The 15769-nt window shown below is 47.6% G+C and carries 18 protein-coding genes; 12 read left to right on the top strand and 6 right to left on the bottom strand.

The features are described 5' to 3' along the window. The first annotated feature begins 8 nt into the window (after window positions 1–8). The 3 genes from EXY25_RS02180 to EXY25_RS02170 are packed head-to-tail and all read left to right on the top strand — an operon-like array spanning window position 9 to window position 1800. Window positions 9–269 carry a YkoF family thiamine/hydroxymethylpyrimidine-binding protein gene (locus EXY25_RS02180; RefSeq protein WP_130565566.1) on the top strand — a complete coding sequence of 87 codons (261 nt, stop codon included), beginning with the start codon at window positions 9–11 and terminating at the stop codon, window positions 267–269. An 11-nt stretch (window positions 270–280) separates the two neighbouring features. After that, the gene (gene pnuC / locus EXY25_RS02175) at window positions 281–919 is read left to right on the top strand and encodes a nicotinamide riboside transporter PnuC (protein ID WP_130565565.1); all 639 of its coding nucleotides are present in this window, start codon (window positions 281–283) and stop codon (window positions 917–919) included. Next, window positions 904–1800 (top strand): phosphotransferase, encoded by an 897-nt coding sequence (locus EXY25_RS02170; protein WP_165419225.1) that lies wholly within the window; start codon window positions 904–906, stop codon window positions 1798–1800. The genes pnuC and EXY25_RS02170 overlap by 16 nt, the downstream gene beginning before the upstream one ends. A 137-nt stretch (window positions 1801–1937) precedes the next feature. Here EXY25_RS02170 and gltS read toward each other — a convergent pair whose 3' ends face one another. Then, window positions 1938–3170 carry a sodium/glutamate symporter gene (gene gltS / locus EXY25_RS02165; RefSeq protein WP_130565563.1) on the bottom strand — a complete coding sequence of 411 codons (1233 nt, stop codon included), beginning with the start codon at window positions 3168–3170 and terminating at the stop codon, window positions 1938–1940. A 283-nt stretch (window positions 3171–3453) separates the two neighbouring features. Between gltS and EXY25_RS02160 the strand changes: the two genes are divergently transcribed. Then, on the top strand, window positions 3454–4641 hold the full coding sequence (locus EXY25_RS02160; protein ID WP_130565562.1) for a Bcr/CflA family multidrug efflux MFS transporter: 1188 nt from the start codon (window positions 3454–3456) through the stop codon (window positions 4639–4641). A gap of 96 nt (window positions 4642–4737) precedes the next feature. Then, window positions 4738–5436 carry a glutathione S-transferase family protein gene (locus EXY25_RS02155; RefSeq protein ID WP_130565561.1) on the top strand — a complete coding sequence of 233 codons (699 nt, stop codon included), beginning with the start codon at window positions 4738–4740 and terminating at the stop codon, window positions 5434–5436. Window positions 5437–5499: 63 nt separating this feature from the next. Here the strand turns inward: EXY25_RS02155 and EXY25_RS02150 are convergent, their stop codons facing one another. Then, window positions 5500–7071: a SulP family inorganic anion transporter gene (locus tag EXY25_RS02150; protein WP_130565560.1), complete on the bottom strand. Its 1572-nt coding sequence runs from the start codon at window positions 7069–7071 to the stop codon at window positions 5500–5502. Between the two features lie 225 nt (window positions 7072–7296). Here EXY25_RS02150 and EXY25_RS02145 point away from each other — a divergent pair, with 225 nt between their 5' ends. The 7 genes from EXY25_RS02145 to EXY25_RS02115 all read left to right on the top strand — a co-directional run bounded on the left by EXY25_RS02145 (window position 7297) and on the right by EXY25_RS02115 (window position 12595). Beyond that, a complete protein-coding gene (locus EXY25_RS02145) occupies window positions 7297–7500 on the top strand; it encodes a DUF1289 domain-containing protein (RefSeq protein ID WP_130565559.1) in 204 nt (67 codons plus the stop codon). A gap of 79 nt (window positions 7501–7579) precedes the next feature. After that, complete coding sequence (locus EXY25_RS02140; RefSeq protein ID WP_207232091.1) at window positions 7580–9229, top strand: vWA domain-containing protein; 1650 nt, start codon at window positions 7580–7582, stop codon at window positions 9227–9229. Window positions 9230–9241: 12 nt separating this feature from the next. Beyond that, on the top strand, window positions 9242–9778 hold the full coding sequence (locus EXY25_RS02135) for a sigma-70 family RNA polymerase sigma factor (protein ID WP_130565558.1): 537 nt from the start codon (window positions 9242–9244) through the stop codon (window positions 9776–9778). After that, window positions 9765–10709: a hypothetical protein gene (locus EXY25_RS02130; RefSeq protein ID WP_130565557.1), complete on the top strand. Its 945-nt coding sequence runs from the start codon at window positions 9765–9767 to the stop codon at window positions 10707–10709. The genes EXY25_RS02135 and EXY25_RS02130 overlap by 14 nt, the downstream gene beginning before the upstream one ends. Window positions 10710–10712: 3 nt before the next feature. Beyond that, complete coding sequence (locus EXY25_RS02125) at window positions 10713–11348, top strand: tRNA-uridine aminocarboxypropyltransferase (RefSeq protein WP_130565556.1); 636 nt, start codon at window positions 10713–10715, stop codon at window positions 11346–11348. Next, the gene (locus EXY25_RS02120) at window positions 11339–11800 is read left to right on the top strand and encodes a hypothetical protein (protein ID WP_165419224.1); all 462 of its coding nucleotides are present in this window, start codon (window positions 11339–11341) and stop codon (window positions 11798–11800) included. The genes EXY25_RS02125 and EXY25_RS02120 overlap by 10 nt, the downstream gene beginning before the upstream one ends. 135 nt (window positions 11801–11935) lie before the next feature. After that, window positions 11936–12595, top strand: a complete 660-nt coding sequence (locus tag EXY25_RS02115) for a YiaD family glycine zipper/OmpA-like lipoprotein (protein ID WP_114336668.1) — start codon at window positions 11936–11938, stop codon at window positions 12593–12595. Window positions 12596–12636: 41 nt separating this feature from the next. Here the strand turns inward: EXY25_RS02115 and EXY25_RS02110 are convergent, their stop codons facing one another. From EXY25_RS02110 to EXY25_RS02095, 4 genes are read right to left on the bottom strand one after another with little or no spacing between them, the layout of a single operon-like run. Continuing rightward, complete coding sequence (locus EXY25_RS02110) at window positions 12637–12954, bottom strand: MGMT family protein (RefSeq protein ID WP_130565555.1); 318 nt, start codon at window positions 12952–12954, stop codon at window positions 12637–12639. A 6-nt stretch (window positions 12955–12960) separates the two neighbouring features. Continuing rightward, on the bottom strand, window positions 12961–13770 hold the full coding sequence (locus EXY25_RS02105) for an SAM-dependent methyltransferase (protein ID WP_246019476.1): 810 nt from the start codon (window positions 13768–13770) through the stop codon (window positions 12961–12963). Then, entirely contained in the window at window positions 13754–15541 is a 1788-nt protein-coding gene (locus tag EXY25_RS02100; protein ID WP_130565554.1) for a GGDEF domain-containing protein, read from the bottom strand. The genes EXY25_RS02105 and EXY25_RS02100 overlap by 17 nt, the downstream gene beginning before the upstream one ends. Next, window positions 15542–15757 (bottom strand): hypothetical protein, encoded by a 216-nt coding sequence (locus tag EXY25_RS02095; protein WP_130565553.1) that lies wholly within the window; start codon window positions 15755–15757, stop codon window positions 15542–15544. Between the last annotated feature and the right edge of the window lie 12 nt (window positions 15758–15769).

Genomic DNA, 15769 nt, shown 5'->3' with positions numbered 1-15769 from the left:
GAATCATCATGAAAACGGCCGTCGAAATTAGTCTCTACCCGCTACAGGATAACTACATCGATATCATCAAGTGGTTTATTGGTCGTTTAGATGCTTACCCACAACTCGAGCGTAAAACCAATGGCATGAGCACTCAAATTCAAGGCGACCACAATGCCATTATGACTATTTTAAGTGATGAGATGGCGAACGCCTATCAGAAATGGGGACGCGGTGTGTTTGTGTGTAAGTTTATTCCCGGCGGGGTCAATCTTGACCATAGTGAATAGCGTCATATCTGATGACTGAACAATCTTTTTCATGGTGGCAGCAAGCGATAAACCAACTTCATGGTATGTGGGGATGGGAGTTGGTGGCTGTCATACTTGCTCTGGCCTACCTGATACTAGCAATGAACCGCAGCCAATGGTGCTGGCCTGCTGCATTCGCAAGCACACTCATATATACCGTGCTTTTTTGGCAAGTTGCACTACTCATGGAATCAGCCCTAAATGTCTACTACATGATAATGGCGATTTATGGCTTTTATCTCTGGCACAGGGACACGGCTGAGAACCAACAACTAATGGTTATATCTTGGTCAGGGCAAAAGCACTTTGCTATCGTCAGCGTAGTCACTCTGCTTTCTTTGATTGCAGGCTACCTGATGTCTACCTACACCCATGCTGAGTTTGCTTACTTAGATGCCGCGACCACCTGTTTTGCAGTCTACACCACCTACCTTGTCGCCATCCGTGTACTACAAAACTGGTTGTATTGGATAGTTATCGATGGCGTATCGATCTATCTCTATTTCGAAAAAGGCCTCTATCTAACCGCGTTGCTTTTTGCTATCTACATTGTGCTGGCAATACTGGGCTACTTCAGCTGGCAACGTAAGCATAGGCAGCAGGAACTATCACAGTGTCACCAGAGCTGATCGCCAGAGACTGCTTAGCGCGTGTTCCTCAAGCGCTTCTTTGTGGGCCACTGGAGAGCTTATCCATAAGCCCACTCAATCAAGGCCTTGGCAATACAGTCTTTGCCATCAGCCAGGGGGATAAGCCGCCTAAACAAGTCCTACGCCTTCTCAATCAAAACTTGGCGCTGATTAATCGCCACAATGAAGCTTTGGTCTGGCAACGATGCGCTGATATAGGTATCGCACCCGCACTCCTGTTCTGGAGTCATGAGCATCAATTCTGTGTCACAGACTATGTATGCCAACAAACGCCTTTCGTATTGGATATAGAGGCTCTGAGCCGCTTATTGGTTCGTCTGCATGCTTTACCTGCGCTACCCACCACGTCATATTCATATCAGCACCGCGTTGAATACTACTGGAATAACCTGGCTGAAAAATCACATCCTCAGTGGATCACTGCGCTGAAGCCGTACATCACTCAAATACCAAACATCGTCAGTTCAATTGAACAGAGTAAACTGCCCTCGTGTGTTTGCCATCACGACCTAACACCTGAGAATATTTTGATCGGCAACGACGGAATGCAGTTAATCGATTTTGAGTATGCCGATCAAGGTCACCCACTATTTGACCTTGCCAGCGCAACCGACGCGCTAGATAGCAGCAATAGTGACCTGTTATGGCAACATTACGCAGCACAACGGGGCATTAGTACGAGTAATCGGAACGAACAATTATCGTGGCAGAGCGCACAAACGCTATACACGTTACTCAGTCTATTGTGGGTATTGTCGGAGCAAGTCGTTCATTATCGATGCGAGCAACGCGCGTCAACACTGAACCTTCTTGCCAACCGCTATATGCAACGGCTCTCCAATAACGATTTTTCGTTATAGCAACAGAAAGACGCCGTCGAACGCCGCGCCGGAACCCTACTCTGGGCTCGATAAACACCTGCCACTCCCTGCGTCGTCACAGATTAGCTACTAAAAAAACAGGAAAAGCAGCCCAAGCCACCTTCCCTGCTGGTTTGCTAAAAGTTTGCCAAAAAGAATGGGATCATCAGTGCATTCACCAAATCAATAAAGAATGCACAAACCAAAGGCACAATAATAAACGCCAAATGGGATGTACCATAACGCTGAGAGACTGCAGACATATTCGCCATGGCTGTGGGGGTGGAGCCCAGGGAGATACCACCAAAACCGGAGCACACAACCGCTGCGTCATAGTTTTTACCCATGGCAGGAAAAATAACAAAGATGTTAATCAATATTGCCATGACAAATTGCGCAGCGAGGATGGTAAACATAGGGCCAGCAAGATCAATTAAACTCCATAACTGCATACTCATCAAAGACATCGCTAAAAAGGTACCCAATGCCAGATCAGCGATTAATGCGACTTCAGGTGTTCTTGAGGGCCACTTGGTACCGCTGATGCGAGGAAAAGAATCAGGTAACAAGTTAGTGATTAATATACCGGCGAACAGACAGGTCACAAACAGAGGTAATTGCAAGCCAAGTGAAGCAACACCTTCGTTCAAGAACATACCTAAAATGGCGCTGATATGAATAGCAAGCACGGCATCAAGGAAACCAAACGCGGTGATGTTTTGTCCGCCCGCTTTTTCATCAACAACACCAATATCTATCGGCGCTTGCTGCGCTGGTTTAAGATCATGTCGATTAATAAGGTACTTGGCAATTGGACCGCCCATCAGACTGGCCAATATCAAACCAAAAGTGGCACTGGCAATACCGATCTCCATGGCATTCGAAATACCAAACTCTTCACTGATGCGAGGAGCCCACGCGATAGCAGTACCATGCCCACCAATCAGCGAGACCGAACCACTGAGCATACCCACAGCGCCTTCAAGCCCAAAAGCTGCAGCGACACCTATCCCCGTTAGGTTCTGAATGACCATATAGCTAACGGTCAGCCCCAGCAGAATAACCAAGGGCAAACCGCCTTTAAGTAGGTCTTTCAGGCTGGCGTTAATACCTATGGTGGTAAAGAAATAGATCAGCAGTACATCTCTGGCCTGCAGATCAAACTGTACTTCCACACCAAATAGCCCATAAACAATACCAATAAGGATAGAAATAAGTAGTCCGCCGGTAACAGGCTCTGGAATACTAAACTCTTTGAGAAACCCGATCGCACTGTTCAGCCGTCGACCAATAAACAGAACCACAATCCCGATTGTTACAGTAAGGTATGAATCTAAACTTAGTACGCCGTCGATAAACGTTAATTCCATAATTCCCCCATTATCAACCCCTTTGAAAACGTTTGTTTGGATCTCGTCGACGCTTTCGCCGAACTCGGTTATGCAGTTGAGTCTATCAGCTCTGTTACAAATCGTTACTGTAAAACTAAATAATTCAGATCTTTAACCCCACTAGGCGGTTAGAATAAACCAGTTACGACCACCTTTACTGCACTATAGTTACAAGCGGTATAGCAACATGCGCCGTAAAACAACCTAACGTAGTTTCGGCTATACAAAACTCTTACCTGATAATTAAGGATGCGCTTCTATTATGTGGCGGAGCGTTCTACTTCTTGCCTCTATCGTTGCACTGACTCCCCTTGCTATCGATATGTATTTGCCAGCGATGCCAAGTATGGCGCGCGATTTTTCTACGCCGTTAAGCACCATCCAGGGTTCAATGAGTACATTTTTGATCGGCTTTGCCATCGGGCAGCTGATTCACGGTCCGTTAACCGATGCATTGGGCCGGCGCCCCATCGCCCTGCTCGGTTTAACGATCTTTTCTTTGTCCAGTTTTTATCTCGCTAACGTTACTACGCCTAACGAATTCCTTTGGGTCAGAGTGTTACAAGCACTCGGCGGTGCATCCGGCTCCGTGGTCATCAACGCGATCATCACTGATCGCTATCGTGGACATGAAGCGATCGTAGTGCGTTCAACCATTATTATGGTGATGACGTTAGCGCCAATGTTAGCGCCGACATTAGGCGGCATGCTGCTCCACTTTTTCGGCTGGCGGAGTATTTTTGTATTCTTAGGTGCTTGGTCATTGATGGTGCTGCTATGGAGCTTTTTTGCGCTCAAAGAATCAAACAAACATAGACATGCGCTTAACTTTGGCAACATAAAGAATAACTACCTCAGCGTAGTAAAACGGCCATTATTGTGGCCTTGGTTGCTTGGTATGGCGCTCAATAGTGGCGCTTTCTTTGCCTTTCTAACGGCTTCGCCTTATGTCTACATTGAAGTATTGAAGATCGATCCACAGAGTTTTGGTTTTTACTTTGGGGCTAATGTGGTGGTGATGATGTTAGGAGCCGCGTTTAATAGCCGTTTAGCACGACTATTTGGCCCAAGAACCGTGCTACGTAAGGCGCAACACTGTCAGTTGGCAGCTATTTCAACATTAGTTATATGTGTCTCCATGGACATCGTCTCCCTTTGGCTCCTAGTCCCTTTATGTGCAATATTTATGGGATTAAATAGTTTTGTATTTCCCAACGCCAGTAGCCTGTTACTAGAGAGGTTTAGCATGAACGCTGGTACGACATCGGCGCTGCTTGGTGCCACTCAATTCGCTATGGGCGCGCTATTTAGTATCGCTGTTGCCCAGGGCCATGGCGACGGTGCAGCGCCAATGGTCATAGCCATGTTCTTCGGTGGTTTATGCGCCCATATACTGATTGGGCGAGGATTGAAATTACTCGCAACCGGTGATGTAAAACAACACGCTTAGCCAAACTGTGTGTTAAGTAATACTTTGAACATAAAACAATCAAAATCTAAGAACACTTCGCTATGATATCCCCATAATTAGAGTGAAGGCTGTCAAATGATTGATCTATACCAGTTTCCTCCCTCTTTGGGCGTGCCTAATGCGAGTTCATTGTGCCTTAAGCTTGAGACCTTTTTAAAAATTGCAGGACTAGATTACCGCAACCATTACGGGGCCGATCTGCGCAACGCGCCCAAAAGCAAAATGCCCTACGTTGTTATGAACGGTAAGGTACTAGGCGATTCAGAACTTATCATTGAACATTTGCTAGCTAACGAGGCAAAGCAAGTTGACGCGTGGCTAACTCAAGAGCAAAAGGCGATCGCTAAGAGCTTCTCCCGTTTATGTAATGAGCACCTTTACTGGGTGCTGGTCTATAGCCGCTGGCAGGACGACACCGGATGGGCGCACATAAGGCAGGAGTTCTTTAAACCACTTCCTGGAATTATCCGTCCATTAGTAGCTACGGTACTCCGCAGGAAGATAAAGCGTGACCTTTGGGGTCAAGGGTTGTCTAGGCACTCAGCAAAAGAGATATGGCAGATTGCTGATAAGGATTTACAAGCATTGTCTTTCTACCTGGCAGATAAGCCATATATGATGGGCGAGCAACCCTGCAGTGTTGATGCCAGCGTATTCGGCGTACTCGCCAACGTATGTCTCTCCAAGCCATCAACCCCCCTCACACAACTGAGCCATAACTATCCAAACTTAAACCAATATTGCGATAGGATGATGGCGCGTTTCTACGAGTAGCGGATACAAAAAAGTCAGCCCATAGGCTGACTTTTTTGAAATGACGCAGTTAAAACCGAAGCGTTAGTCTAACTTGTCAGCAGCAACATGATATGACGGATCTTCAATCACATTCACTTCAACTAGGTTACCCGCTTTGCTCAACAACATTCGACATTCAGCACTTAAATGGCGCAGGTGCAAACGTTTACCTTCTGCTAAGTATTTTTCGGCGATCGAGTCAATCGCTTCCAAGCCAGAGTGATCACATACCCTCGCCCGTTTAAACTCAATAACGACATCATCAGGATCGTTTTTCGGATCGAACAACTCTTTAAAATCACTGACTGAACCAAAAAATAGCGGTCCATCCAGCTTATAGATCTTCCAGCCATCTTTATCGATGGAATCCCTGACACCGATATGTTTAGCGTGCTCCCAGGCAAAAACTAACGCAGCGACGATAACACCGACAACAACGGCGATCGCCAGATCTGTCACCACAGTTACACCAGATACCAGGATCAGCACAAATGCGTCATGCCTCGGCACCTTGCTCAAAATACGGAAACTAGACCATTCAAATGTTGCGATTACCACCATAAACATCACACCGACCAGCGCGGCGATGGGGATCTGTTCGATCAGCGGTGCGCCCCACAAAATGAAGCCAAGCAAGAATAAGGCTGCGGCGATACCAGATAAACGACCCCGACCACCTGAGCTGACATTGATCATACTTTGCCCGATCATGGCACAGCCACCCATGCCACCAAAACTACCCGTCACGACGTTAGCCACACCCTGTGCGACACACTCTTTATTACCTTTACCGCGGGTATCTGTCATATCGTCAATCACAGTCACGGTCAGCAATGACTCGATCAAACCAATTGCAGCGAAGATAATTGAATAAGGTAAGATTAACTGCAGCGTTTCCCAGTTCAACGGCACCTGGGGCAACGCAAAACTTGGTAGTTCACCAGCGATACTAGCGAGGTCACCAACGCGCTTGGTGTCTAAATCAAACATCAAAACAACCACACTAACAGTCACAATCGCTACCAGAGCAGATGGAATCGCTTTAGTGAATCGGGGTAGAAAGTGGGTGATCGCCATTGTAACACCCACGGCTCCCAACATTAGGACAAGTTGCATCCCACTTAGCCAGTCACCAGATAACCAGCCCCACTTCCCTTCCGGTGTGAATGACTGCAATTGTGGCAGTTGAGCAAGGAAGATGACAATAGCCAGACCGTTAACGAAACCAAGCATTACAGGTGTCGGCACCATACGAATGAACTTGCCCAGTTTTAACGCCCCAGCTGTGATCTGAATAAAGCCCATCAGAACCACTGACGCGAAGAGGTATTGCACACCTGCATCCGCACCATAGCGCCGAGTAGCTTCAGCCACTAGCGCAACCATCACAACAGCCAAAGCCCCGGTTGCCCCAGAGATCATGCCTGGGCGACCACCGATACAAGCCGTGATCAAACCGACCATAAATGCTGCATACAATCCCACCAGCGGGTGCACACCAGCAACAAAGGCGAACGCGACTGCTTCAGGGATCAGGGCCAAAGCCACTGTCAAACCTGAGAGCAAATCCGCCCGTGGATTTTGCGTTAAAGATGCAAATAACTTGGATAACATTTAAGACCCGACACTTTTTGAAGTAGCTCACAAAAACAGCCGCGTATGCTAACAGAATGTGACATAAAACGCAGCGCCTATTTCTTTTATGCTAGCTGCATAGTAGTCCACATTAACCGTGCCAAAACACATACTGCTCGCTATTAGTGACAAATGGTAAAGATCTGGCATTCTTTAACTTGAGACAGATTAGTCGTCACGCTATCTAACAGATAAGAAGCAAAGATGAACAACAACCCCACGCCCAAGCAGATAGTTTCCCCTTGCATTGGCAACTGCAAGCTCATCGATAATGCGTGTGTTGGCTGTAAGCGCACGTTAATTCAGATCACTAACTGGCGCACGATGTCCTCACAACAACGGGATCAAATCATCAGTGAACTCAATGAAAAACGTTCGTTGGCACCGTTGCAGACTTCAGCACCCTAATAACATTCGCAAACAGATTGCCCCAGATCCCATTCGCCGCGTTTAACAGGGAAACAGCGCGAACAACTAAGGTGATCAAATGCGCCACATTATCCTGCTTTCAATTATTACGGGTGTATTCACCACGGCATGTAGCTATTACAACGAAACCGATAACGAGGAAACGGCCGGCAACGCCGTGGAAGCAGAGATCCAGGCGCGACAAGTCGCGATGGAAAAACGGCAACAAAAGTCCGTTGCCCACAGTGATATGAGTATAGCCTTGGTCATGCCCCGCCCTGCTCGCCAAGCGCCCGCAGAAAAAAATCGAGAAAACTATCAGGCATACACCTCAAATCCTATTACTAAGGTTCTCGAACAACCTGTTTCTACTTTCTCCATTGACGTCGACACCAGCAGCTATAGCAATGTGCGTCGTATCTTAAATCAGGGGGCCTTGCCTAATCATCACGCTGTTCGCGTAGAAGAGATGGTGAATTATTTTAGTTATGACTACCCGGCCCCGAAATCAGTAGAGCAACCCTTCACCGTCAGTACGGAAATAGCCCCTTCGCCTTGGGACAATGATCGTTTACTTCTCCAGATCGGTTTAAAAGGGTATGAGCTCAGTAGCAATAAGGCATTACCACCCGCCAACTTAGTTTTCCTGGTTGATGTCAGTGGCTCTATGCAAAGTGAAGCCAAGCTGCCTTTGGTCAAACGATCATTGCGAATGCTGGCATCGCAAATGCGAGGCGTAGATACGCTGTCGCTCGTTGTCTATGCAGGTCAAGCGGGCATCGTTTTACCACCCACCGCAGGGGATCAAAAAGCAACCATTTTTCAAGCGATTGACCAGCTTGAAGCGGGTGGTTCAACCAATGGCGAAGCTGGCATTATGTTGGCGTATCAGTTGGCCGAAGATGCACTAGTGGCTGACGGTGTTAACCGCATCATATTGTGTAGTGACGGCGATCTTAATGTGGGCACCACCAATATTGACGCGCTAAAACAGCTGGTGGCTCGAAAGCGCGAGGACGGCATCAGTCTCACCACACTGAGCTTTGGCCATGGTAACTATAACGACGAATTGATGGAACAGATTGCTGATGTCGGTAACGGTAACGCTGCCTATATTGATACGCTGCTAGAAGCTAAGAAAGTCCTGATAGATCAGATGGGCGGTACTTTGCTAACGATCGCCAAGGACGTAAAGATCCAAGTAGAATTTAATCCCTCCCGCGTTCTTGAATATCGTCTGATTGGTTACGAGAATCGGATGCTATCAAATGATGAGTTTAATAATGACAAAGTAGATGCCGGTGATATTGGCGCAGGTCACACAGTGACGGCCCTGTACGAGCTCACCATGGTCGATGCAAAACAACCTTCCACAGACCCGTTACGTTACCAAAATGAGCATCAACCACAACCAAGCAAGAGTGAAGAAATTGCGTTTATTAAGTTGCGATATAAGCAGCCAGAAAGCAAACAGTCATTGCTGATTGAACGCCCCGTCACTGCCGACCAGATTAAGAATCCAGCCGCTGTTAGCAACAACTTTAAACTGGCAACCGCGGTCGCTGCGTTTGGACAAAAGTTACAAGGGGGGAAATTTATTGGTGATTTCGATTATGATGCCATTCTGACATTGGCTAATCCGGCCAGCGAGACAAACGCCACACCGCTTCAGAGCCAATTCATCGAACTAGTTGAGCTGGCGAAGCTTAATAGCGAATCAGGTGTATAAGGAGCAGGTGCAATGACCGAGATGGTCACCGATGAACAGTTGATGCTGCGTTTCGCCAAAGGTGATTCGACCGCGTTTAATCGACTGTTCAGTCGTTATAAACAGCGTCTATACGGCTTTCTAAGGCAACAGCTGCCGGGCGCGTTAGCAGATGAACTATGCCAAGAAACATGGGAATCCGTTATTCGGCACTCTGCAAGTTATCAACCAACAGCAAAGTTTCAAACCTACTTGTTCACCATAGGTCGTCGTAAAGTGATCGACCACTGGCGGACACAGAAGCCCAGCGAATCGCTGGATGATAATTTGCTCTACACCACAGGGCCCGAAGTGCGGCTAGCCAGTGAACAAACCGCCAGCGCCTTGATGACGCAAGTTGCCGCACTGCCTTTCGTTCAAAAAGAAGCATTTTTGCTCAAAGAATCAGGCATGAGTGTACAGGAAGTCGCGGATATTACCGGCGTGGGTTATGAAACAGCAAAAAGCAGACTAAAACTGGCATTTAGAAAACTTCGTTCAACACTGGAGGCCCAATATGCAGAGGCCTGATTATGAATTCGAAAAGTACCTGGATGGCGATCATCCAATATCTCAGCAGTTCCAGAAGGAACAAACGGCTCAGCCATCGATGCCAGCTGATCTCGAGCAAAGCATACTCAGCATGGCTCATAAAAGCGCGCGGCGACGCTCTCCTCAGTGGCGCTGGTTAGCCATTGCCGCCAGCTTCGTTCTGGTATCGGTGATCTATCGCGGTAGCGAATGGGCGATCGTGGACAGTCTGACACCATCCGAAACCATGCCTCTGAGTTTTGACGAAGTAGCACAACTTAAGCCGGTACCGCAAAATACCGGCGGAGGCCCAGGCGAGGTAACGCTCGCGAAAAGGTCGATGCGAAGCCAACAAGCTATCGTTGCGGAATCCGAGATTGCAATGCCGATAGTCCCTGACAGTAAAGCGAAGTTTCATGCGCAGTTAAGACCGTCTGGTGACACCGATCTAAGCTACCTGGTCGCCGCAGCGCCAGCAGCAGTAGGCGAATATCAATCTGGCTTAAACAAGCAGTGTCTATTATCTCAGTTCGACCGATTTACAGAACAGCAGTTGGCATTAGAACAATGGTCGAGACATTGGTTACAGATGCGCTATCCCCAGTTGGCGCAATTGGCGGTTGCACGCCAAGAGCAACGCAGTTGGAAGCTTCAGTTCGAACAGCAGTTAGTTCGACAGGTCGGTAGAGATGCGCCACAAGCTTTGCCAGCGGCTTTGCCATTCGCCGATTGGGCGGCAAGCTTTGACACCGATACACTAGAAGCAGCATGCCAAAGTAACGGTGCGCTCTGCGCGTCACTCGCGTCTTGGCAATACCAGCTAGCGCAACAACCTGAAACTCTGGCAGAAGGATTCAGCGACCTGTTCCGCTCAACAGAGTACCAAAGCAAACTACAAGCCATACCGGCACACGTGGAAGGTTGTCAGTAGTCGATGCCCAAGCAACCTGAAGAGAAACGACAGCGCTGTTTGGTGTGCCACTATCCGCGCAAGACCTGCGTTTGTGCTTGGGTATCTCGAACGCAAAACAAAACGCAGGTCTACGTTTTGCAGCACCCGAGTGAGGTTAATAAGGCGAAAGGCACTGTACGACTGCTGCAACTGGCGCTTAGTAATATCAAAGTGGTGGTTGGCGAATCGGAAAGCGATTTCACCTCACTACGAGATGAAATAGTTAAACAGGCGGCCCAAGGAACAAGCGTCGCGGTTCTGTTTCCCACTGACAGCTCAATCTCAGTAGAACATTGGGGCGCCACTGTTGCTCTGCGCCAGCCACAAGCTATCATCGTACTCGATGGAACTTGGCGTAAAGCGCTGAAACTTTACCATCACAACCCTTGGCTAGCCCAATTTAGAAGTCTTGTTCTAAGCACCGCCAGCGAGTCACAATACACCATAAGAAAAGCCCCTAAACAGGAACAGCTGTCAACACTCGAGGCCGTAGCTTGCACGCTTGAACACTTAGAAGAGTTCAATACGCAGCCGCTCTATCGGGTATTCGAAGCAATGATTACTCAGCAGATGAAGATGATGCCCGCCGAAGTAAAAGGAAGGTACCGATGCCGCTAGTACGTTACCTGTTATCCACCTCACAAGTGATCGCTTTGTTAGTCTTGTTGCTTCCAAATGGCTTTGCCAACACCATTGAATTGAAGCCATTCACAACTGATGGATGCAGCCTCTTCCCCGACGGTACACTTATGCAACGAACGCTTTGGCTAGCCTGTTGTGAATCTCACGACATTGCCTACTGGATGGGCGGAACATCGAAGCAACGTGTCGAAGCTGATTTAGCATTAAAACACTGTGTCGCCGATATCGGTGAACCCATGGTTGCCGAGCTCATGCTAAACGGTGTACGTATTGGAGGTACTCCTTTCTTACCCACGCAATTTCGTTGGGGATACGGCTGGCCATACCCAAGAGGCTACGAACCATTAACAGCGAAAGAAAAACAAGAGGCAAGCCAACTTCTGCGAACTTTTATGCAACTAAAAGACTCGAACAAAAAGGTAAACTAGGCTGTTTCTCCCAACTTTATCCAACACTTTTGTCATGGTATGGTTCAAATCTGATATGGCCTGCCCATTTTTCTAATTAGAAAACGATTTTGTTATAAATTTTAAATCATCTATTTGTATTTTAAGGCTTTAAATATGCGTTCAGTTATAACCTCTACAATTTTGATATCTGTATTAGCGCTCTCTGGCTGTCAGACAACACGGCAAAACGCCATGACAGGGGAAGAAGAAACTAACTCAACCACGAAAGGCGCGCTTTTAGGTTGTGCTGGCGGTGCACTGCTTGGTGCCATGATTAAAGATAAAAAAGCCGCGGCGATCGGTTGTGTGGCCGGGGGAGCAACAGGTGGCGCCATCGGTTATCAACTAGACGAACAGGAGGCGGCACTGCGCAAGGAGTTGGTAAATAGTGGTGTTCAGGTGCAGCGAGAAGATGACCGCATACGCTTAATTATGCGTGATCAAATCGCATTTGAAACAGGTAAATCCAGCCTGAGTCCAGCCATTTACAACCCGCTCAATAGCGTAGCTAAGGTACTCGGTGAGTTCGATGACACCGAACTGGTTATCAGTGGCCACACTGACAGCACAGGCTCAGATGCAATAAATGATCGGTTATCCAATGAACGAGCTATGGCTGTTCTGGTATATATGCGTGGTGTTGGTGTAGAGAGCCAGAAAATGCACGCTCAAGGCTACGGTAAGCGTATGCCAATGTGTAGCAACGACACGCAAGATGGTCGCGCATGTAACCGCAGAGTTGAATTGGAATTAATCCCCGCTTCAAAGAGCTAATGCCATGCTTGGTGCCAATAGCAAATCAGACATAAAACTGGCTATTGGTGCCAAGCATATCGCTTCATATCGACGCGCCCTCGCTTCACCAGCACCCCCTCCTTTGTCAAGCAGGCTATCTGACGACGTTCAGACTCTGAGCCCGACATAAAGGCTAACCGCCCATCGGCTTTAATCACCCTATGCCAGGGCAAAGTTGAAGACGGTGGCAAATTACGCAGTACTCTACCTACATATCGCGCATAGCCAGGCAACCCAGCGCGCTTTGCTACATCGCCATAGCTAGCGACCGTACCAACGGGAATTGCCGAGACGACCTGCCAAATTCGTTGATTCAATATATCACTTGCTTCAGGCATAGCTACTTACAACAGGGCATCTTCAGTCACGCCAAGCGATGCTAATGCTTCATGATCCGCTAGCCACTCGAGTTTAGGCGGGATCACTAAGGTAGTAATAGTTTTAAAACTGGCATTGGGTAATTCAGATAAAGGCAACCTTTCTTCGCGATACCCCTCTATGGGTAGAACTGCCGCTTCATAAAGGATCACTTCATGTTCTGGTTCATACCAACGCAACAACTTGGTCACGAGTGCCTGTACACGATCGCTATAAGTGTGAAACTGAGTGCACGTCAGATCGCCAACCACACCAATTTGCCAAAGCACCACCAACGCCGACGGATCTAACGGTCGCTGATAAACTAAGAATTGTGTCGCCTCATAGGACTGCAAACCACTCATGCCAGGATCTAAACCTAGATCAGCATACAAACAGGCGTCTGCAGAGATCGCGGGTTCCATAATAGCTTCATAGCCCTCTTCCCTCGCCTGCTTAATAGCGGCGTGAGGCACATCAGCGAAAACCCCCGGGTGACCATAAAAGATAGCGCATACATTCTTTCCTGCTCGTAAAGGCTCCAGTATTGCGAGTTCCATTTCCCGATAGGTTTGCCTGCGATCTTTCTCTCCATCTTTGCCATACAACAGCGAAAGGTCTATCAACGCCGGATACTTGCCTTTTAACCAGGTCAACGAAAAATCATCCATCATCGCCAACACGACATCTGCTTTATCAAGTTCCGACTCGACGCGTCTAGTCAAATGACGACCTAGCTGTATCCCAAACCCAGTGATCACCAATTTACCTCTAAGCAAATTATTCGCCTTTAACAATGGCTAACTCCTTGTCGCTCTTCGCCGGGCTCTCTTCAATCTCGCGGTACAAAGAGATGCGGTTACGTCCACTATTTTTCGACGCGTATAACGCTTGATCGGCTTGTTCTACCAGTTCACTTAACGTAATAGCTTGCCCTTCAGCAACCGATATACCGAAGCTTAATGTAATCGTGACAGTCCTGTTTTCAGCCTGAATAGGCCTTAAGGCACTTTTGCAGCGCTCAGCAATATGCATCGCCTGCTGATAACTGGCCCGTGGTAAAAACAACACGAACTCTTCGCCACCGGCTCTGGCGATAATGTCATGACCGCGTAATCCCTCTTTTAGCTGATTCGCTACCGTTTGTAGAACGCGATCGCCGATACGGTGACCATAAGTGTCATTTACAGCCTTAAAGTGATCGATATCTGCCATAATTACTGCAAAGGGTTCGCTACAAGCCAAACTGGACTTAAGCAGTTTCTCACCATGCTCATAAGCATGTCTGCGGTTAAACACTTTCGTTAAACCATCAACTTCGGAAAGCTGACGATAATATAGATTTCGTTGCCGGTAGCGCGTCAGCAGCATCAACAGCACAATCAGTAGTAATACTGCACCAGCCAAAATAGAGGCCAATAACCAACGTTGTTGATTGATAGCGTTCTCACGTAACGTCAGCAGTACTTTATCTTTTTCTAGCAGCTCTAGTTGTTGCGCTTGCTGCTCAGTTTCAAATTCTGTTTGCAGGTAGGCGATACGCATCGCCTTGTTGTCATCCATCACTTTCTGCACCGCGATCATATACTGGCGATAGTAGATAAGTGCGGATTTCAGATCCCCTTGCTGTTCACTTAACTCAGCAGCAAGCAGAAAAGGTTGTTGTAGCTCGTCCCAAAGATTGTTTTCTATCGCGTTGGGGATCAAGGATGCTAACATCGCTAATGATGTTGCTGGCGTACCGAGTTCGACGGCCAAACTGGCTTTGGCTAAACGGGTATTTATCACGCCATAGAGGTAGTTGAGCTCAACAAAATCATTTTCCGCCAGCTCGTAGTGCTCCAAGGCTTGCTCATAAGCTAAGCGATTAACATAAACATCCGCTATCACGCTGTGGGCATTGGCTGCATAAAGCTTTTCTGAAGATAACTGGCAATACCCTAACTGTTGCTCTGCTGTTTTTAATGCGGCGTCATACCGAGACATGTTGAGGTAGATGACCGAAGCAGCCTTCGCGACCATACAACGTTCGCCATCTGTCACGCCGTCCGCAATCGTCGATATTGCCACCGCCTGCTCGACATATTGCAACGCCTTATCATGAGCACTAGCGCGGGAAAACAGCTCGGCAGCCAATGTTAAAACAGATAACTGAGCATCTTCAGAATTTACTTTAGGCAACAGTTGTAACGCATAATTTAAATAAGAAAACGCTCGGCCATAATCACTTTCTAGATCCGCGACTTGACTAAGAAGGTGATAAGCTCGCAATTCTTGTGCGGGTTTGAGATCAGAATAAAACAGCTCTGAGATAATATGCTTTGCGGACTCATATCGTCCGTACAAAGTATGCTGATGTGCTTGCAATAATGATAGTCGGTCACGTTGCACTGGTGTTAAGTCCGCAGATGCTTCGAGTCGCTCAATCAATACTTTCACTTGCCCTGTATCGCTAACACGCAATCGCTCAGCGGTAAGCAACAATTGCTCGGTATTGGTTTCGTCGGCACAATAACCAGCTAGCGGTGTCCAATAAATGAACACCGCAATAAGCATTAAATACCGCATCTATTTCGCGTACGAGTTTACTGTTTTCTTGGGGTTGGCCTTGGCCTGTAACCCGGTTAACGCTTCCAAAGCAGCAACATCTTGGGCTAACAACAGCTGCTGTTCTTGAGCCGATAGCTCAGCATCAGCCATTAACTTTTCAGGCTCTAATTGGTATGCAGTAGCAAACGAAGCATCAGATCCTAGCTTATGCATGAAATCAATTAATTTGGACATAGTTCCTTCCTT

The organism is Corallincola spongiicola (assembly GCF_004284785.1).
Taxonomy (GTDB): domain Bacteria; phylum Pseudomonadota; class Gammaproteobacteria; order Enterobacterales; family Neiellaceae; genus Corallincola; species Corallincola holothuriorum.
This window is presented reverse-complemented; position numbering and strand designations above follow the sequence as displayed.